The organism is Roseateles sp. GW821-FHT09B06 (assembly GCF_059418245.1).
The window spans coordinates 114,936-133,813 of sequence record NZ_JBWKPM010000009.1 but is presented as its reverse complement, the minus strand read 5'-3'; the positions used below and the strand labels follow the sequence as shown (position 1 = coordinate 133,813).

Here is an 18,878-nt window from a genome sequence, read left to right as displayed (position 1 = left end):
CCCACCCCCTACGCGCTTCGCGCGCCCCCTCAAGGAGGCGAGGCCGACGGACCGGCAAAGCCGGATCCGTGGCCTCCGCTGGGTTGGCACGAGCGCACCCTTTGTGAGACCGATATGACAAGCAGTAGCAGCAGCCCCCTCGTCAAGTCCGTTCGCGTGATCCCGGTGGCCGGGCGCGACGGCATGCTGATGAACCTGAGCGGCGCGCATGCGCCGTTTTTCACCCGCAACCTGCTGATCCTGACGGACGGCGCCGGCCACACCGGTGTGGCCGAGGTGCCCGGCGGCGAATCCATCCGCCAGACCCTGGAGCAGGCCGGCGAGCTATTGACCGGCCAGCCGATCGCGCGCTGGCAGGCCCTGCTGGCCCGGGTGCGCGACAAGTTCCAGGGTCTGGATGCCGGCGGCCGGGGCCTGCAGACCTTCGACCTGCGCACGACGATCCATGTGCTGACCGCGGTCGAATGCGCGCTGCTGGATCTGCTGGGCCAGCACCTGGGCGTGCCCGTCTGCGAGTTGCTGGGCGAGGGCCGGCAGCGCGACAAGGTCGCGATGCTGGGCTATCTGTTCTTCATCGGCGACGCCAGCAGGACCGATCTGCCCTATCAGCGCGAGGACAAGGCGGGCGGCTGGCTGCACCAGCGCCACCAGACCGCGCTGACGCCCGAGGCCATCGTCGCCCAGGCCGAGGCCGCGCAGGCGCGCTACGGCTTCGCCGACTTCAAGCTCAAGGGCGGGGTGCTGGCCGGCGAGGCAGAGGTCGAGGCGATCAAGGCGCTCAAGGCCAGGTTTCCCGCGGCCCGCATCACCCTGGACCCGAACGGCGGCTGGCTGCTGAAGGACGCCGTGCGCCTGCTGCGCGACCTGCACGGCGTGCTGGCCTATGCCGAGGATCCCTGCGGCGCCGAGGACGGCTTTTCCGGCCGCGAGGTGATGGCCGAGTTCCGCCGCGCCACCGGCCTGCCCACGGCCACCAATATGGTCGCCACCGACTGGCGCCAGCTGGCCCATGCGATCAGCCTGCAGGCCGTCGACATCCCGCTGGCCGACCCGCATTTCTGGACCCTGAGCGGCGCGGTGCGCGTGGCCCAGACCTGCCGCGACCAGGGTCTGACCTGGGGCTCGCACAGCAACAACCATTTCGACGTCTCGCTGGCGATGTTCACCCATGCCGCCGCCGCGGCGCCGGGCCGGCTGACCGCGATCGACACGCACTGGATCTGGCAAGACGGCCAGTACCTGACGCAGCAGCCACTGCAGATCGTCGGCGGCGAGGTCGAGGTGCCCAGCGCGCCGGGCCTGGGCGTGACGCTGGACATGGACGCGGTCGAGCGCGCCCATCGGCTCTATCTCGAGCATGGCCTGGGGGCGCGCAACGACGCGATGGCCATGCAATACCTGATTCCCGGCTGGCGCTTCGATCCCAAGAAGCCCGCCCTGGTGCGCTGAGCATTTCAATCACATCCATCGGAGACAAACCATGCATTTCAAGCGCGCCCTCGCCGCGTTCGCCCTCACGCTGCCGGTCCTGGCGCTGGCCCAGGCCTGGCCCAGCAAGCCGCTGCGCATCATCGTGCCCTACACGCCGGGCGGCACCTCGGACATCATCGCCCGCGCGATCAGCCAGCCGCTGTCGGACGCGCTGAAGCAGACCGTGGTGGTGGAGAACAAGGCCGGCGCCAGCGGCAACCTCGGCGCCGACTTCGTCGCCAAGGCGGGCGACGGCCACACGATGCTGCTGTGCGACGTCACCGCGCTGGCGATCAGCCCCTCGGTCTACACCAAGCTGCCCTTCGACCCGAGCAAGGATCTGAAGGGCGCGGCCATGCTGGCCTATTCGCCGCACATGCTGGTCGTCCACCCCTCGGTGCCGGCCAACAATATGAAGGAACTGGTGGCCCTGTCCAAGACCAGCAAGCTGGACTTCGCGGTGACGGCCATGGGCAGCGCTCCCCATGTGGCCGGCCTGGCCGTGGCAGCGGCCACCGGGGCGAAGTGGGAATACATCCCCTACAAGGGCGGCTCGCAGGCGGTGACCGACACGATCGCCGGCCAGACCCAGGTGCTGATGAACGGCATGCTGGCCACCCTGCCCCATGTGCAGGCCGGCAAGCTGAAGGTGCTGGGCGTCTCCAAGTCCAGCCGCGTGCCGCTGCTGCCGAACGTGCCGACCCTGGCCGAGCAGGGCGCGCCGGGCTTCGAGTCCGGCACCTGGCAGGGCGTGCTGGTGCCGGCCTCGATGCCGCCGGCCGCGGTGGCCAAGCTCTCGGCCGAGCTGATCCGCATCATCCGCAGCCCCGAGATCCGCGCCCGCCTGAGTTCGCAGGGCGCCGAGGTGTTCACGATGGCCCCGACCGAGTTCTCCCCCTTCTTCGACAAGGAACGCAAGAACTGGGCGACCGTCGTTTCGAAGAACAACATCAAGCTGGATTGATGGCCCACCCCCTACGCGCCGCGCGTGCCCCCTCAAGGGGGCACGCCCGCAGGACCGGCAAAGCCGGATCCTCGGGCGTCGCCGGATTTCGGCGGCATGCGCGGTGTTGATCTAGACAACGGAAGTTCTTACATGCCCACACCCCAAACCCCATACAGCCCCTTCCCCAACAGCTTCCGCCAGCGCCTGCTGGCCGGCGAGCAGCTGATCGGCTGCTGGTGCTCGCTGGCCAACCCGATCAGCACCGAGGTGCTGGGCGTGGCCGGCTTCGACTGGCTGCTGCTGGACGGCGAGCATTCGCCCAACGAGGTCAGCGGCTTCGTGCCCCAGCTGATGGCGCTGAAGGACAGCGTCAGCGCGCCGGTGGTGCGCCCCAGCAGCAACAACCCGGTCGAGATCAAGCGCCTGCTGGATGCCGGCTTCTACAACTTCCTCGTGCCCTTCGTCGAAAGCGCCGAGGAGGCGAAGCGCGCGGTGGCCGCGACCCGCTACCCGCCGCAGGGCATACGCGGCGTCTCGGTCGCGCAGCGCAGCAACCGCTACGGCACGGTGCCCGGCTACTTCCAGGGCATCAACGAGCAGATCAGCGTGATCGTGCAGATCGAGAGCCGCGCCGGCGTGGCTGCGGTGGCCGAGATCGCCGCGGTGGATGGCGTCGACTGCGTCTTCATCGGCCCCTCGGACCTGGCCGCCGGCTACGGCCAGCTGGGCAACCCGCTGCATCCCGAGGTGCAGGCCGCGATGGCCGAGATCTTTGCGGCCTGCCAGGCGGCCGGCAAGGCGGTGGGCATCCTGGCGCCCATCGAGGCCGATGCGCGCCGCTACATCGAGATGGGCGCCTGCTTCGTGGCCGTGGGCAGCGACCTTGGCGTATTCCGAGGGGCGACGCAGGCCCTGTGCGACAAATACAAGTCCTGAGAGGAAAGAAAGCAATGAGCGAACAGAAGTACAAGATCGGCTTCATCGGCCTGGGCATCATGGGCGCGCCGATGGCGGCGCGGCTGGCGGCCGGCGGGCATCAGCTCTTCGTCCATACCCGCAGCGCGGTACGCGAGGAAGTCAAGGCCGCTGGAGCGACCGTCTGCGCCAGCGCCGCCGAGGTGGCGCAGCGGGCCGACCTGATCTTCACGATGCTGCCGGACACGCCGGACGTCGAGAAGGTGCTCTTCGGCGAGGGCGGCATCGCGGCAGGCCTCAAGGAATCTGCATCCGGCAAGACCGTGATCGACATGAGCTCGATCGCCCCGATCGCCACCAAGGACTTCGCCGCGCGCATCGAGGCGCTGGGCTCCGACTGGCTGGACGCGCCGGTGTCCGGCGGCGAGGTCGGCGCCAAGGCTGGCACGCTGACCATCATGGTCGGCGGCCGGCAGGCGGTGTTCGACAGGATCAAGCCCCTGTTCGAGCTGATGGGCAAGAACATCACCCTGGTCGGCGGCGCCTCGGCCGGCCAGACCTGCAAGGTGGCGAACCAGATCATCGTGGCCCTGAACATCGCGGCGGTCGGCGAGGCCCTGGTGTTCGCCTCCAAGGCCGGCGCCGATCCGGCCAAGGTGCGCGAGGCCCTGATGGGCGGCTTCGCCTCCAGCCGCATCCTCGAGGTGCATGGCGAGCGCATGATCAAGCGCAGCTTCAACCCGGGCTTCCGCATCCAGCTGCACCAGAAGGACCTGAACCTGGCGCTGCAGAGCGCCCGGGCCCTGAGCCTGGCCCTGCCGGGCACCGCCAACGCGGCCCAGCTGATGCAGGCCTGTGCGGCCCAGGGCTATGACCAGCTGGACCATTCGGCCCTGGTGCGCGCGCTGGAGCTGCTGGGCAAGCACGAACTCGGCGCTACGGCCTCCGCATAATCGGGGCATGACCAGTCCCGAGTTGCTGAAGCAGGATCCGCGCGCGCTGCTGCGCCATCTCTACGACGTGGCCGTGGCCCGCGCGCTGCCCGGCGAGGTGCTGGCGCGGCATCTGCCGCCGCCGCCCAAGGGCCGCACCCTGGTGCTGGGCGCCGGCAAGGCCGGTGGCGCGATGGCCCAGGCGCTCGAAGCCGCCTGGCCGCGCGAGGCGCGCCTGTCGGGCCTCGTCATCACCCGCTACGGCCATGTGCCGCCGGGCTATGCGCCCGAGCGCCTGGAGCTCGTGGAGGCCGCGCATCCGGTGCCCGACGCGGCCGGCCAGCGCGCCGCGGCGCGCATGCTGGAGCTGGCGCAAGGCCTGACCCCCGACGATCTGGTGATCTGCCTGATCTCGGGGGGCGGCTCGGCCCTGCTGAGCCTGCCGGCGCCGGGGCTCACCTTGGAGGACAAGCAGGCCGTCAACCGCGCGCTGCTGAAGAGCGGCGCCGCGATCGGCGAGATGAACTGCGTGCGCAAGCACCTGTCGGCGATCAAGGGCGGACGCCTGGCCGCGGCCTGCGCGCCGGCGCGCGTGCTGACCCTGACGATCAGCGATGTGCCGGGCGACGATCCGGCCGTGATCGCCTCCGGCCCGACGGTGGCCGACGCGACCAGCTGCGCCGACGCGCTGGCGATCTGCCGGCGCTATCGCCTCGCGCTGCCGCCGGCCGCGCTGGCCGGTCTGGAATCGGGCGCCTTCGAAACCCCCAAGCCCGGCGACCCGCGCCTGGCCGGCCATGAGCTGGTGATGCTGGCCACGCCGCAGCAGAGCCTGGAGGCCGCGGCCGAAGCCGCGCGCGCGCTGGGCATCGAGGCGCACATCCTCAGCGACGAGATGGAGGGCGAATCGCGCGAGGTGGGCAAGGTACAGGCCGCGCTGGCCCGCGCGGTGGCGCGTCGCGATGCGCCGTTCAGCAAGCCCTGCGTGATCCTGTCCGGCGGCGAGACCACGGTGACGGTGAAATCCAAGGGCGAGACCCTGGATGCGACCGGGCGGCCGCCCGGTCGGGGCGGCCGCGCCACCGAATTCCTGCTCGGCGCCGCGATCGCGCTGCAGGGCGAGGCGGGCGTGCATGTGCTGGCGGCCGACACCGACGGCATCGACGGCATCGAGGACAACGCCGGCGCCATCGTCACGCCGTCCACCCTGAGCCGGGCCCAGGCGCTGGGCCTGAACGCGCAGCGCGAGCTGGATGCCAACAACGCCTATGGCTTCTTCGCGCCGCTGGGCGACCTGGTCTCGCCCGGGCCTACCTTCACCAACGTCAACGACTTCCGGGCCCTACTGATCCTGTGATCCTCTGAGATCGAGGCCGCGCCGCGCGGCCATCTCGATGCCCATTGCGGCCTGCGCCGGGCCCGGCAGGCGCTGACGGGCCGCGGGGAAGACCTGCTCGTCCTCGCTGGCCAGATGCGCGCGCTGCAGGTCGATGAAAGCCTCGGCCAGGGCGCGCAGCCGCGGCAGCGCCGCGGGATCCAGCGCCGCCAGGGCCGGATCCAGTTCGGCCCACAAGGCCTCCATCTCGCGATGCTGCCGTCGCAGCAAGGTGCATAGTGCCGCGCCGTCCGGCCCGGTTTCCAGCGCCGGGAACACATGCAGCTCCTCGTCCTGGTGGTGCAGCGGCGCCGCGACGCCGAAATAGCGCCGCACATCGGCCGCCGCGTCGCGCGCCATCGCGTCGGCCGTGCCGCGGGCTTCCAGGTGTTCGAGCAGGCGCGCCAGCAGCGCCAGGCTGCGCGCCACCCGCTCATGGCAGGCCGACAGCAGCTCGAAGGGGGCGGCATAGCTGCTGCCGGGCTGCAGAGAGGCGGGCGGGGTGGGGCTCATGCCCGGATTGTCGGCGCCCGCCGTGGCCGGCGCCGCCGTGGGGCTTTGACGCAGCGCAAGGCCGGACGCATCCGCCTGGCGCACATTGTGCGCATCCTCCAGCCACCGATGCCGATCCGCCGTGAGTTCTCTCCTGGACAGCCTGCATGCCTACGCCCCGCCCGGCCGCGGACAGCCGTCGCCCGAACCTCCGGAGGCGGAGCCGCGGGTCGATGCCGGGTGCTGGCAGGCCCTGCTGGGCGGGGCAGGGCTGGAGCATGCCGAACTGGCGGCGCTGCGTGCGATGGCCCGTTGGCGCAGCCTGGCGGGCGGCGAACCCGTGTTCGAGCGCGGTGCCCCGGCCCATGGCCTGGTGGCGGTGCTGAAAGGGAGCGTCGGCCTGGGCCTGGCGCGGTCCGACGAGTCCTTTCATCTGGAGCGCACCCTGCGCGGCCCGGCCTGGGTGGATCTGGGCAGCGCCTGGCTGATCGGTGGCCATGGGCAGGATGCCCGGGCGCTCGGGCCGGCCTGCGTGGCCGAGCTGCCGCTGGCCGCGATTCGCGGGCTGATGCTGCGCCGGCCGGCGATGCAGGAGCGCATCCTGGTGGCCCTGGCGCAGCAGGTGCGCAGCTTGTCGGCCGCCACCCACGATCTGATGCACAAGGACGCCGAGCGGCGCCTGGTGGCCTGGCTGCTGCAGCATGCGGACGGCCAGCCGCAGCTGCGCCTGGGCGAACGCAAGCGCGACATCGCCGCTCAGCTGGCGATCACGCCGGAAACCCTGTCGCGCATGATGCGCCAGCTCAAGACCAAGGGGCTGATCGCGGTGGCCGGCTACACGGTGCAGCTGCTGGACCCGGTCGGGCTGCAGGCGCTGGCGGCGGATTGATGATGATGATTGGCCGGCGGGCTCAGGGCTGCGGCGCGGGCGGCAGCTGCTGGCTGCCCGCCAGACGCGCCGCCACCGCGCGCCGGAACCAGCCGCTCTGCACATAGGGATGGAGGTGCTTCCCGGGGCAGACGGTCTGGGCGCTGTAGTCCTTGTGCGAGGCAATGCTGTCGGGTGAGAGACCATGCCGGGCCGCCAGCCCGGCCATCAAGGCGACGACGGCGCGCAGCTGCGCCTCGTTCGGCCGCTGCTCCTCGAAGTTGCCCAGCACCATGATCAGCGCATGGCCCCTGGGGTCGTATTCGGTGTTGGTGTCGCCGGCCTGCTCTTCCGGCCGCGCCGCATAGATGCGGCCGTCGGGTGCGATCACATAGTGGTAGGGGATGTCGGCCCAGCGCCGGGTCAGGCGCGACCATTGCTGCAGGCGGCGCAGGTAGGCGGCCACGTCGGCGCCCTCGGTCCAGGTCTCGCCCTGGTGGTGCAGGGTGATGTGGGTGATGCGCTGGGGTGCGGCGGCCGCCGATGCCCTTGCCAGGGGACTGCCACCCCAGGCCGGGACGCTCACGATGGGCGGCAAGGTCGGGGTCGGGTCTTGCCACGACATGGGATCGACGGAGGGGCCCGCGCAGGAGGCCAGGCCCAGGCAGGCAAACGGCAGCAGCCATGCTGGCAGGAATGTACTCATGGCCGACATTGTGCAGCCGGCACAATCGCGGCCATTGAGGTCGACAGCGCCCTGGCCGCAGAGCCAGCCGCCCAGCGGGAGAATCCATGGACTATTCGGACTATGTGCACCTGATGCGCACGCATGAGCGGGCCAGCCAGGATGAGCCGCAGGCCTATCGCCGCCGCGTGCTCCGGTTTGCGGTGCTGGGCTATGCGGCGGTGTTCCTGCTGGCCCTGCTGGCCGTGGCCGGGCTGGCCTGGTTGGGTCTGCGCGTCCAGCAGGGCCAGGTGCGCGGCTGGATGTTCTGGCCGGGCCTGGCCTGCCTGGGCCTGCTGTGGGCCACCCTGATGGGCCTGCGCGTGCCCTTCGCCGAACCCGAGGGCGAGCGCCTGCCGCCCGAGGAGGCGCCCGAGCTGTTCAAGGCCCTGGACAAGATCCGTCGCAAGATCAAGGGCCCGGCCCTGCATGCGGTGATCATCAACGGCGATTTCAATGCCGCCATCGTGCAGCAGCCGCTCTGGCTGGGCCTGGCCCACCGCAACATCCTGATCCTGGGCTGGCCGATGCTGGCGGCCCTGGAGCCGCGCCGCCTGTATGCGGTGATCGCGCATGAATACGGCCATCTGCGCGGCGAGCACGGCAAGCTGTCGGCCTGGATCTACCGCAGCCGGCGCGCCTGGGGCGGGCTGAGCGCGCGCTACAGCGAGCAGGACTCGGTCCTCAGCCTGGCGCTGGCCGGCTTTGTGCGCTGGTATTTCCCGCGCTTCAATGCGCTGAGCTTTGCACTGGCGCGGCAGGACGAGTACGAGGCCGACCGCGTCTCGGCGCGCCTGTTCGGTGCCGAGCTGGCCGGCCAGACCCTGCAGGAGGTGGCGGTCAAGGGCCGGCTCTATGCCGAAGACTTCTGGCGCCGCTGGTGGCGGCTGGCGCGCCTGAGCGGCGACGACCGGCCCGCGCCGCATGCGCAGATGGCCCAGACCCTGCAGCAGGCGATCAAGCCCGAGCGGGTCCAGCAGGCCTTGCGCCAGGAGTTTCGGCTGCTGGCCGATCCGGACGACACCCATCCGGTGCTGAAGGACCGGTTGGCCGCGCTCGAGCAGCCGGCCGGCCTGGGCGAGCTCTCGCGGGGCAGCGCGCTGGGCCTGCTGGGCCGGGCGCGCGAGCGCATCGGTGCGGCGCTCGATGCGCAATGGTGGCAAACGGCCCGCCAGGACTGGACCCGGCATGGCGAACGCCTGCGCGCCCTGTACGCCGAGGCCAAGGCCTTCGAGGCGCGCAGCGCCGGACCCGCGGAGCCGCTGAGCGTCGATGACCTGCTGCGCTGGGCCGAAGCCCTGGAGGCCCTGAGCGAGCGCGACCCCAGCCCGCTGCTCGAGCGGGCGCTGCAACTGGCGCCGCATCACGAGCAGGTGCTGCTGCGGCTGGCGCGGCGGCATGCACCGCTGGGCAGCGGCGATGCGCGCGTCGGCGCCTGGCTGGACCTGCTCTATCGGCAGCACCCGCAGCTGGCCTGGCGCGCCGCCGACCTGGCCTGCCAATGGCTGGAAGCCAGCGCCACCGAAGGCCGACCCCTGCCCGCCGAGCAGCGCCGGCTCTGGCGCGAGCGCCTGGCGCGCAGCGAGGCGCTGGAGCAGCAGTCCTGGGAAGAGTTCGCCAGCACGCCCTGCTGGGAGCGGCCCGTGCCGGTGCAGCTGGACGAGGACCGCCTGCGTGCGCTGCGGGGGCAGCTGTTGCGCCAGCGCGATGTGTCGGCCGCCTGGCTGGGCAGCCAGGACATCCCGGTGCAGCCGGCGCGCCCGCACCACACCCTCTGGCTGCAAGGCCGGGCCGGCCTGGGTCAGGCCGCCGCCGAGGCGCTGGCCCAGCGGATCTACGATGCGATGGACCTGCCGGGGCGCTTCCGCGTCGTGGTGATCGGCGTGCATGTGGACAAGGGCCGGCAGGCGCAGACGCCGCATCTGCTGGCTCTGGTGCATAGGCGCTGAGCCTTGCTCCTGTCGGGCCACGGCGAGGCCCTCATCGACGATCAGGTCATGGCGGTCGCGGCGGGCGACTTCATGGGCTTTCCCAGGAATGGGGTGGCGCATGGACCGACGAACACCGGCGTCGAGCCCCTGGTACTGCCGGTGGCCGGGCAGCGGCTGGAGCAGGACGTCTGCGACTACCCGCGCCTGAAGAAACGGCTCTACTGCAACGGCAGCGAGCTGGACCTGGTCGATATGGACCGGATCCGCAAGAAAACCTAGGCCGGGCCCGGGAGCGGCGCCGCGGCCGAGGACTGCAAGGCATCCAGCACGGCCTCGGCCGTGGCCGGTGCGCGCAGCAGCGGATCGCAGCGCTCCGGCCCGCAGGCCGCGACCGCATCCTTGATCGCCAGCAGCACCGAGAAGGGCAGCAGCAGCGGCGGCTCGCCGACCGCCTTGCTGCGGTGGATGCTGTCCTCGCGGTTCGGCGCATCGAACAGCGCGACGCGGAAGTCGACCGGCATGTCGTTGGCGGTCGGGATCTTGTAGGTGCTGGGCGCATGCGTCAGCAGCAGGCCGGTCTCGGGATGCCACTTCAGCTCTTCCGTCGTCAGCCAGCCCATGCCCTGCACGAAGGCGCCCTCGACCTGGCCGATGTCCAGCGCCGGGTTCAGCGACTGGCCCACGTCGTGCAGCAGGTCGGCGCGCAGCACGCGGTTTTCGCCGGTCAGCGTGTCGACCAGCACCTCGCTCACCGCCGCGCCATAGGCGTAGTAGTAGAAGGGGCGGCCCTGCAGCCTGGCCTTGTCCCAGTGCAGGCCCGGCGTCGCGTAGAAGCCGTCGCTCCAGAGCTGGAGGCGCTCGAAATAGGCCTTGGACACCAGTTCGGCGAAGGCGATGCTTCGGCCGTTCGCGCCGGCGACCCGGTCGCCGCCGAAGCTCAGCTCGGCCTCGGCGCAGCCCAGCAGGCGCGCGGCCAACGTCGCCAGGCGCGCCTTGATCTTCCGCGCCGCGTCCTGGGCGGCCTTGCCGTTCAGGTCGGAACCGGTGGAGGCGGCGGTGGCCGAGGTGTTGGCCACCTTGTGGGTGTCGGTGGCGCTGGCACGCACCCGCTCCAGGGCTATGCCCAGCTCATGCGCCACCACCTGGGCCACCTTGGTGTTCAGCCCCTGGCCCATCTCGGTGCCGCCGTGGTTCACCAGCACCGAGCCGTCGGTGTAGATGTGCACCAGCGCGCCGGCCTGGTTCAGGTGCACCACATTGAAGGAGATGCCGAACTTCACCGGCGTCAGCGCCAGCCCCTTTTTCAGCACCGGGCTGCCGGCATTGAAGGCCCGGATGGCGGCGCGGCGGGCCTGGTAGTCCGAGGTCTGGACCAGGCGCTCGGTCAGCGGCTGCAGGATGTTGTCCTCGACCTGCTGGCCATAGGGGGTCACGTCTTGCCCCTTGCCGTCTGCCCTGTAGAAGTTGCGCTGCCGCACCACGAGCGGGTCCAGCCCCAGGCGGCGCGCCACCGAGTCGACGATCATCTCGATCGCCAGCGCCCCCTGCGGGCCGCCGAAGCCGCGGAAGGCGGTGTTGCTCTGCGTGTTGGTCCTGGCGCAGTAGCCGTGCAGGGCCACATCAGGCAGCCAGTAGGCATTGTCGAAATGGCACAGCGCGCGCGCCATCACCGCCGCCGACAGGTCGGCCGAGTGGCCGCAGTTGGAGATCAGCTCGACCTCGGCGGCGAGGATATGACCCTCGTCGTCGTAGCCGACCTGCCAGCGATAGTCGAAGCCGTGGCGCCGGCCGGTCACGAGAAAGTCGTCGTCGCGGTCCACGCGCAGCTTGACCGGGCGGCGCAGCCGGGTCGCGGCGATCGCGGCCACGCAGGCGAACAGGGCCGACTGCGATTCCTTGCCGCCGAAGCCGCCGCCCATGCGCCGGCACTGCACCTGCACTTGGGTAGCGGCCCAGCCCAGCGCGTGAGCCAGCAGCAGCTGCATCTCGCTGGGATGCTGGGTCGAGCAATGCACCAGCAGCCCCTCGTTCTCCTGCGGCAGCGCGTAGGAAATCTGGCCTTCCAGGTAGAACTGCTCCTGGCCGCCGACCGACCATTCGCCCTCCAGCCGCTGCGGCGCCGCCGCCAGCGCGCGGGCGGGTTCGCCGCGCGTCAGGTGCATCGGCGGCACCACGTACCGCGCGGCCGCATGGGCTTCGCAGGCCGTCAGCAGCGGGGGCAGTGGCTCGGCCCGGATGGCGGACCTGGCCAGCGCTGCGGCGCGGCGCGCCAACTCGCGGTCCGTCGCGATCACGGCGAACACCGGCTGGCCCAGGTACTTCAGCTCGCCCTCGGCCAGGATCGGGTCGTCGTGCACCAGCGGACCGCAGTTGTTGTCGCCGGGGATGTCGGCAGCAAGCAGCACGGCGACGACGCCGGGCTGCCGGCGGATCAGCTCGACATCGATGCCGAGCAGGCGGCCATGGGCCAGCGGCGACAGGCCCAGTGCGGCATGCAGGGTGCCCTGCGCCTCGGCGATGTCGTCGGTGTAGTCGGCCTCCCCGCTGACATGCAGATGGGCGGACTCATGGGCCCGGCTGCTGCCGACGACGGGGGCGGGCTGGGGCAGGGCGGCGCTTTCGAGCGGCAGATCGAGCGGCTTGTTCATACGGCAACAACGCTCCGGGTATCGAGGGAGACGGCCTGCCAGACGCTGGTGGCGCCGGCGGCCAAGGGGGCCTCGGCCCGGGTTTCGAGCCAGAAGCGCGTGAAGAGATTTTGCGCCACCTGCATGCGGTAGGCCTCGCTGGCCCGCAGGTCGGTCATGGGTTTGAAGTCCTGCGCCAGCGCGGTGGCGGCGGCCAGCGCCGCGGCTTCGCTCCAGGGTCGGCCCAGCACCGCGGCCTCGGCGGCGGCGGCGCGCTTGACGACGGCGGCCATGCCGCCGAAGGCGAAGCGGGCCTCGGCGACCACGCCATCCCGCTGCTGCAGGCTCAGCACGGCGCAGAGCGCCGAGATGTCGCTGTCGTAGCGCTTGGAGATCTTGTAGCCGCGCAGCTGCGTGAGCGCATCCGGCCGCGCCAGATGCAGGGCCTCGACGAATTCGCCGGGCTGCAGCGTGTTCTTCATGTAGTCGAGGTAGAAGTCCTGCAGCGGCAGGCTGCGCTGTGCAGTGCCCTTGCGAAGGACGATCTGCGCCCCAAGCGCGATCAGGGCCGGCGCGCCGTCGCCGATCGGCGAGCCATTGGCGATATTGCCGCCCAGGGTACCGGCCTGGCGCACCGGCTTGGACGCGAAACGCAGCCACAGCTCGCGCAGCGCCGGCGCGACCTCGGCGAGCGCGCCCCAGGCTGCCTCCAGCGAGGCGGCGGCGCCGATCCACAGACCCGGCCTGCCATCGAAGGGTTCGGGCCGGATCGCCTTCAGTTCGTCCACCGCGCCGATATAGAGCAGGTCGCCGACGTCGCGGAACTGCTTGTTGACCCACAGGGCGATGTCGGTGGCGCCGGCCAGCAGCCGGGCCTCGGGCCTGGCGCTGCGCAGCGCGGCGAAGGCGTCCAGCGTGCGCGGCGCGTCGAAGCTGTCGAGACGGCCGCCGAAGGCGGGGTTCGGCGCCTCGTAATGCAGCGGTTGGTCGGCGTTTCGGGCACGCAGGGCCTGCAGCGCGGCGGCGGCGGGGGCCAGCTCCAGGCGCTGCGCCGGCAGTTCGAACATGCGCTGGCCGGCGTCCAGGATCGGGCGATAGCCGGTGCAGCGGCAGAGGTTGCCGGCCAGATCGTCGGCCAGTTCCTGCCGGCTCGGCCGGGTACCGGCCTCGCAGTGGCGTTCGTAGCAGGCTTGCAGGCTGATGGCGAAGCCGGGCGTGCAGAAGCCGCATTGCGAGGCGTGGCAGTCCACCAGGGCCTGCTGCACCGGGTTCAGCGCCCGCGCGCCGCCCAGGTCTTCCACCGTGAACAGCGCCTGGCCGTCCAGAGTGGGCAGGAACTGGGTGCAGGCGTTGACATTGCGCAGCGCCACCCGGCCATCGGCGTCCAGCTCGCCCAGCAGCACCGTGCAGGCCCCGCAGTCGCCCTCGGCGCAGCCTTCCTTGGTGCCGGTGCAATGGGCATGCTCGCGCAGGTACTGAAGCACCGTGGTGGTGGTGGGCAGGTCGGTCACCGCGCGGATCTCGCCGCGGTGGAAGAAACGCAGGGGACGGCTGGGGCTGCTCATGGACGGGTGTGCGGGGCGCTCTGGAGGCTATTTCCTACCTTAAACCTTCTGCGGGTGCAGAATATACGTTGAAGAGCATGGTTGATATAAAAGTCAAGATATGACGATGCGCGCCGACTTCGACAAGATCGAGCTCCAACTCGTGCGGGTCCTGCACACCGTGATTGCCGAGCGCAGCGTTTCCCGGGCCGCCTTGCGCCTGAACACCAGCCAGCCCGCCGTCAGCGCCCAGTTGCGGCGGCTGCGCGCGCTCACCGGCGATGCGCTGCTGGTGCGCAGCGGCACCGGCATGACGCCCACCGCCACCGCGCTGGCCCTGCTGGCGCCGGCCGAGCGCCTGCTGCGCGAGGCGGACGCGCTGTTCGGCGCACGCGAGCGGGCCACGCGTGGCCCTGGTTTCGACCCCGCCACGGCCGCCCTGAGCTTTCGCATCGCGGCCAGTGACTACCTGGACCCGCTGTTCCTGCCCGAGCTGGTAGCGCATCTGCAGCGCGTGGCGCCGAACCTGCGGCTGGATCTGCAGCCGCTGTCGGCCGAGTACGACTACCGCGCCAGCCTGGCCAAGGGCGAGGTGGACCTGGTGATCGGCAACTGGCTGGAGCCTCCGGGCGAGCTGCATCTGGGCAGGCTGCTGTCGGACGAAGTGGTCTGCCTGGTGGCGGCCGAGCATCCGCTGGCCAAGGCGCGCCAGCTCTCCGTCGAACGCTGGCTGGACTGCCAGCACCTGGCGCCGATGCCGCTGTCCCCGGGCCAGCCGGGCGTGATCGACCAGCACCTGGCCGGGCTGGGCATGAAGCGGCGCGTGGCGGTGCGCAGCGCCCATTTCGGCCTGCTGCCCGAGATGGTGGCGCGCAGCCTGCTGGTGCTGACCACCGGGCGCCTGTTCTGCTCGCGCTACGTGGATCAACTGCCGGTGCGCATCGTGCGCTGCCCGGTGGCCTTCCCGCCGATGGCCTATTACCAGCTGTGGCACGAGCTTAGCCATGGCAATGCCGCGCAGCGCTGGCTGCGCGAGCAGGTGCGCGAGGTGGCGCGAGCGCTGGTGGCCCAGGCGCCGGCGACCGCCCGTGTCAGGGCCTGAGACAATCCCGCCCTCCCATGAACATGAAGACGACCCCGACCAAGCTCGCCCTGCGCGGCGACCTGCTGGATTTCACCGGCCTGCCCGGCTGGGCCGCGCTGGACGACCCGGCCCTGCGCTTTCGGCCCGACCATTGGCTGCTGATCGATGCGGACGGCCGCATCGCCGGTGCCCAGGCCGAGGAGCCGGACCACTCCTGGACCAAGCAGGATCACCGCGGCAAGCTGATCCTGCCGGGCTTCATCGACACCCATGTGCACTGCCCGCAGCTGGACGTGATCGCCTCCTACGGCACCGAGCTGCTGGACTGGCTGAACACCTACACCTTCCCGGCCGAGATCCGCTACGCCGACCCGGCCGTGGCGCGGCGCGGCGCCGAGCGCTTCCTGGACGCGCTGCTGGCCCATGGCACGACCGCGGCCGTGGTCTTCCCGACGGTCCACAAGGTCTCGGCCGAGGCCCTGTTCGAGGCGGCGGCGCAGCGCGGCATGCGCCTGATCACCGGCAAGGTGCTGATGGACCGCCATGCGCCGGATGCGCTGCGCGACGATGTGGTGAACGCCGAGCGCGACAGCATCGACCTGATCCAGCGCTTCCATCGGCGCGAGCGCCTGGCCTACGCCGTGACCGTGCGCTTCGCGCCCACCAGCACGCCCGAGCAACTGGCGATGGCCGGCGCGCTGTGCCGTGCCGACGCCTCGCTCTATATGCAGACCCATGTGGCCGAGAACCGCAGCGAGGTCGAATGGGTGGCCCGGCTGTTCCCGGACGCGCGCAGCTATCTGGACGTGTACGCGCGCGTGGGCCTGCTGCACCCCAGGGCGGTGCTGGCCCATGGCATCTGGCTGGACGAGGCGGATCGACGGGTGCTGCGGGAGAGCGGCGCGCAGATCGCGCATTGCCCCTCGTCCAACCTGTTCCTGGGCAGCGGCCTGTTCGACTGGGCGGCAGCGCGGCGCCACGGCATCCCGGTCAGCGCGGCCACCGACGTGGGCGGCGGCACGTCCCTCTCGCAGCAGCACACGCTGCTGGACGCCTACAAGGTGCAGGCCTTGGCCGGCCAGCGCCTGACGGCCTGGGCGGCCCTGCATGCCGCCACCTTGGGCGCGGCCGAGGGCCTGGGTTTGCAGCAGGAAATCGGCTCTTTTGCGCCCGGTACACTGGCCGACGTCTGTGTCTGGGACTGGACCCATGGAGCGGTGGCCCGGGCGCGCGACGAGGTGGTGCGCGGCCTGCACGAGCGGGTGTTTGCGTGGCTGACCTTGTCGGACGATCGCAATCTGGTGGCCAGCTATGTGGCCGGCATCCCCCGCTACCAACGCCCGCAAGCATGACGACCGCTCCGTTGCGACTGGAACTCACCGGCATCAGCAAGCAGTACCCCGCCGTCAAGGCCAACGACGCGGTCGGCCTGCGCGTCGAGCCCGGCCAGATCCATGCGGTGCTGGGCGAGAACGGCGCCGGCAAGTCCACGCTGATGAAGATCATCTACGGCGCGGTGCAGCCCGATGCGGGGCGCATGCTGTGGAATGGCGAGCCGGTGTCGATCAAGAGCCCGGCCCAGGCGCGCGCCCTGGGCATCAGCATGGTCTACCAGCATTTCTCGCTGTTCGACACGCTGAGCGCGGCCGAGAACGTCTGGCTGGGCCTGGACAAGCGCATGGGCCTGGCCGAGGTGACGGCGCGCATCCGCGAGCTGGCCGGCAGCTACGGGCTGGAGGTCGACCCGGCACGGCCGGTGCACACCCTGTCGGTGGGCGAGCGCCAGCGGGTCGAGATCGTGCGCGCGCTGCTGACCGATCCGCAGCTGCTGATCCTGGACGAGCCCACCTCGGTGCTGACGCCGCAGGCGGTCGAGAAGCTGTTCGTGACCCTGCGCCGGCTGGCCGCCAGCGGCTGCTCCATCCTCTACATCAGCCACAAGCTCGACGAGATCCGCGCGCTGTGCAGCCATTGCACGGTGCTGCGCGCCGGCCGGGTCACCGGCGAGGTGGATCCGCGCGGCCAGAGCAATGCCGAGCTCTCGCGCCTGATGATCGGCGCCGAGCCGCCGCAGCTGCGGCACGAGGCGCGTCCGGTCGGCGCGCTGGCGCTGGAGCTGAAGGGGCTGAGCCTGGACAAGGCCACGCCCTTCGGCACGCGGCTGGAGCGGGTGGCGCTGCGCCTGAGCGCCGGCGAGATCCTCGGCATCGCCGGGGTCTCGGGCAATGGCCAGCAGGAGCTGATGGCCGCGCTGTCGGGCGAGGACCCGCGTGCGCCCAAGGGCAGCATCCTGCTGTTCGGCCAGGACATCGCCCGCGCCGGCGCGCGCCGCCGGCGCCGCCTGGGCCTGCATTTCGTGCCCGAGGAGCGCCTGGGCCGCGGCGCGGTGCCGACCCTGTCGCTGGCGCAGAACCTCTTGCTGACCCGCACCGAGGCCGTCAAGGCCGGCGGCTGGATCGCCAGCGGCGAGCTGCGCCGCATGGCGGCCGGGCTGATCACGCGCTTCGGCGTCAGGGCCGGCGGCCCGGACGCCGCGGCCAGGAGCCTGTCGGGCGGCAATCTGCAGAAGTTCATCGTCGGGCGCGAGATCGCCGCAAGCCCCAAGGTGCTGGTGATCGCCCAGCCGACCTGGGGCGTCGACGTCGGCGCGGCCGCGCAGATCCGCGGCGAACTCCTGAAACTGCGCGATGCCGGCTGCGCGCTGCTGGTGGTCAGCGAGGAACTGGACGAGCTGTTCGAGATCAGCGACCGGCTGGTGGTGATGGCCAAGGGACGCCTGTCGCCGGCGCTGCCGGTGGGCGAGGCCACGGTGGAGAAGATCGGAGAATGGATGAGCGGTTTGTGGACCGGGCCAGAGGAGCGCGGGCATGCTGAGGCTTGAGGTCCGGCCGCAGCCTTCCCGTTGGATGTCGCTGGCCTCGCCGCTGCTGGCGCTGGCCGTCACGGTGCTGCTGGGCCTGGGCCTGTTCGTGCTGCTGGGCAAGGACCCGCTGCGCGGCCTGCAGATGTTCTTCTGGGAGCCGATCCGCAACGCCTATGCCTGGAGCGAGCTGGGCATCAAGGCCACGCCGCTGGTGCTGATCGCGCTGGGCCTGGCGCTGTGCTTCCGCTCCAATGTCTGGAACATCGGCGCCGAGGGCCAGTTCATCGTCGGCGCGCTGGCCGGCGGCTGGGTGGCGATGCAGGCCACGCCCGACACCGGGCGCGGCATCGTCGTGCTGATCCTCTTGGCCGGCGTGGCCGGCGGCATGGCCTGGGCCGCGCTCACCGCGCTGCTGCGCGACCGCTTCAACGCCAGCGAGATCCTGGTCAGCCTGATGCTGGTCTATGTGGCCGAGCTGCTGCTGGGCTACCTGGTCTACGGGCCCTGGAAGGATCCGAACGGCTACAACTTCCCGCAGACCATCAGCTTCCTGGCCGCGACCAAGGTCCCGCGCCTGGTCGAGGGCTGGCGCGTCAATATCGGCGTGCTGATCGCGTTGGCCGCGGGCTTAAGTTTCTGGCTGCTGCTGTTCCGCACCTATGCCGGCTTCGCGCTGCAGGTGGGTGGCCTGGCGCCGGCGGCGGCGCGCTATGCGGGCTTCTCCTCGCGCCGCGCGCTGTGGACGGCGCTGCTGCTCTCGGGCGGCATGGCCGGCCTGGCCGGCGCGCTGGAGGCCGCCGGGCCGCTGGGCCAGCTGACGCCGCATGTGCCGGCCGGCTATGGCTTCGCGGCCATCATCGTGGCCTTCGTGGGCCGGCTGCATCCGGTGGGCATCGTGTTCTCGGCCATCCTGATGAGCATGTTCTACATCGGCGGCGAGCTGGCGCAGTCGCGCCTGGGCCTGCCCAAATCGATCACCGGCGTGTTCCAGGGCCTCCTGCTGTTCACCCTGCTGGCCTGCGACACCCTGATCCATTACCGCTTGCGTTTCGGCAAGCCCATGAAGGCCTGAGGCATGAACTACCCCCACGTTCGCTTCGCTCACTG

General features: G+C 71.1%; 16 protein-coding genes. 12 read left to right on the top strand and 4 right to left on the bottom strand.

What is annotated here, in order from left to right; all coding sequences use genetic code 11:
- The first annotated feature begins 114 nt into the window (after positions 1-114).
- The 5 genes from AC07OQ_RS10595 (at position 115) to AC07OQ_RS10575 (ending at position 5,620) form a co-directional block, all read left to right on the top strand.
- A complete protein-coding gene (locus tag AC07OQ_RS10595; RefSeq protein WP_495053086.1) occupies positions 115-1,449 on the top strand; it encodes an enolase C-terminal domain-like protein in 1,335 nt (444 codons plus the stop codon).
- A 31-nt stretch (positions 1,450-1,480) separates the two neighbouring features.
- A complete protein-coding gene (locus AC07OQ_RS10590) occupies positions 1,481-2,434 on the top strand; it encodes a Bug family tripartite tricarboxylate transporter substrate binding protein (RefSeq protein ID WP_495053085.1) in 954 nt (317 codons plus the stop codon).
- Between the two features lie 132 nt (positions 2,435-2,566).
- A complete protein-coding gene (garL, locus tag AC07OQ_RS10585; protein WP_495053084.1) occupies positions 2,567-3,352 on the top strand; it encodes a 2-dehydro-3-deoxyglucarate aldolase in 786 nt (261 codons plus the stop codon).
- A 14-nt stretch (positions 3,353-3,366) separates the two neighbouring features.
- Positions 3,367-4,284 carry a 2-hydroxy-3-oxopropionate reductase gene (glxR, locus tag AC07OQ_RS10580; protein ID WP_495053083.1) on the top strand — a complete coding sequence of 306 codons (918 nt, stop codon included), beginning with the start codon at positions 3,367-3,369 and terminating at the stop codon, positions 4,282-4,284.
- 7 nt (positions 4,285-4,291) lie between these two features.
- Entirely contained in the window at positions 4,292-5,620 is a 1,329-nt protein-coding gene (locus AC07OQ_RS10575) for a glycerate kinase type-2 family protein (RefSeq protein WP_495053082.1), read from the top strand.
- Here the strand turns inward: AC07OQ_RS10575 and AC07OQ_RS10570 are convergent.
- Positions 5,606-6,151: a hemerythrin domain-containing protein gene (locus AC07OQ_RS10570; protein ID WP_495053081.1), complete on the bottom strand. Its 546-nt coding sequence runs from the start codon at positions 6,149-6,151 to the stop codon at positions 5,606-5,608. The two genes, AC07OQ_RS10575 and AC07OQ_RS10570, sit on opposite strands and share 15 nt — an antisense overlap.
- Before the next feature lie 121 nt (positions 6,152-6,272).
- Here AC07OQ_RS10570 and AC07OQ_RS10565 point away from each other — a divergent pair, with 121 nt between their 5' ends.
- On the top strand, positions 6,273-7,019 hold the full coding sequence (locus tag AC07OQ_RS10565; protein ID WP_495053080.1) for a Crp/Fnr family transcriptional regulator: 747 nt from the start codon (positions 6,273-6,275) through the stop codon (positions 7,017-7,019).
- A 22-nt stretch (positions 7,020-7,041) separates the two neighbouring features.
- Here the strand turns inward: AC07OQ_RS10565 and AC07OQ_RS10560 are convergent, their stop codons facing one another.
- Complete coding sequence (locus AC07OQ_RS10560; protein WP_495053079.1) at positions 7,042-7,704, bottom strand: peptidoglycan recognition protein family protein; 663 nt, start codon at positions 7,702-7,704, stop codon at positions 7,042-7,044.
- Between the two features lie 86 nt (positions 7,705-7,790).
- Here AC07OQ_RS10560 and AC07OQ_RS10555 point away from each other — a divergent pair, with 86 nt between their 5' ends.
- Together AC07OQ_RS10555 and AC07OQ_RS10550 are read left to right on the top strand one after the other, a co-directional pair.
- Positions 7,791-9,671: a M48 family metalloprotease gene (locus AC07OQ_RS10555; protein WP_495053078.1), complete on the top strand. Its 1,881-nt coding sequence runs from the start codon at positions 7,791-7,793 to the stop codon at positions 9,669-9,671.
- Positions 9,672-9,674: 3 nt separating this feature from the next.
- Positions 9,675-9,932: a cupin domain-containing protein gene (locus AC07OQ_RS10550; RefSeq protein ID WP_495053077.1), complete on the top strand. Its 258-nt coding sequence runs from the start codon at positions 9,675-9,677 to the stop codon at positions 9,930-9,932.
- On the opposite strand, the gene xdhB is transcribed toward AC07OQ_RS10550, so the two are convergent.
- Entirely contained in the window at positions 9,929-12,301 is a 2,373-nt protein-coding gene (xdhB, locus tag AC07OQ_RS10545; RefSeq protein ID WP_495053076.1) for a xanthine dehydrogenase molybdopterin binding subunit, read from the bottom strand. The two genes, AC07OQ_RS10550 and xdhB, sit on opposite strands and share 4 nt — an antisense overlap.
- On the bottom strand, positions 12,298-13,845 hold the full coding sequence (gene xdhA, locus AC07OQ_RS10540; RefSeq protein ID WP_495053075.1) for a xanthine dehydrogenase small subunit: 1,548 nt from the start codon (positions 13,843-13,845) through the stop codon (positions 12,298-12,300). Before xdhA ends, xdhB begins: the two co-directional genes overlap by 4 nt.
- A gap of 100 nt (positions 13,846-13,945) precedes the next feature.
- On the opposite strand from xdhA, the gene AC07OQ_RS10535 reads away from it, so the two are divergent.
- The 4 genes from AC07OQ_RS10535 to AC07OQ_RS10520 are packed head-to-tail and all read left to right on the top strand — an operon-like array spanning position 13,946 to position 18,843.
- Positions 13,946-14,926, top strand: coding sequence for a LysR family transcriptional regulator (locus AC07OQ_RS10535; protein ID WP_495053074.1), 981 nt, complete (start codon positions 13,946-13,948; stop codon positions 14,924-14,926).
- Between the two features lie 17 nt (positions 14,927-14,943).
- Positions 14,944-16,260: a guanine deaminase gene (gene guaD / locus AC07OQ_RS10530; protein ID WP_495053073.1), complete on the top strand. Its 1,317-nt coding sequence runs from the start codon at positions 14,944-14,946 to the stop codon at positions 16,258-16,260.
- On the top strand, positions 16,257-17,789 hold the full coding sequence (locus tag AC07OQ_RS10525; RefSeq protein WP_495053072.1) for an ABC transporter ATP-binding protein: 1,533 nt from the start codon (positions 16,257-16,259) through the stop codon (positions 17,787-17,789). The genes guaD and AC07OQ_RS10525 overlap by 4 nt, the downstream gene beginning before the upstream one ends.
- Positions 17,776-18,843 carry an ABC transporter permease gene (locus tag AC07OQ_RS10520; protein ID WP_495053071.1) on the top strand — a complete coding sequence of 356 codons (1,068 nt, stop codon included), beginning with the start codon at positions 17,776-17,778 and terminating at the stop codon, positions 18,841-18,843. Before AC07OQ_RS10525 ends, AC07OQ_RS10520 begins: the two co-directional genes overlap by 14 nt.
- The last annotated feature ends 35 nt before the right edge of the window (positions 18,844-18,878 follow it).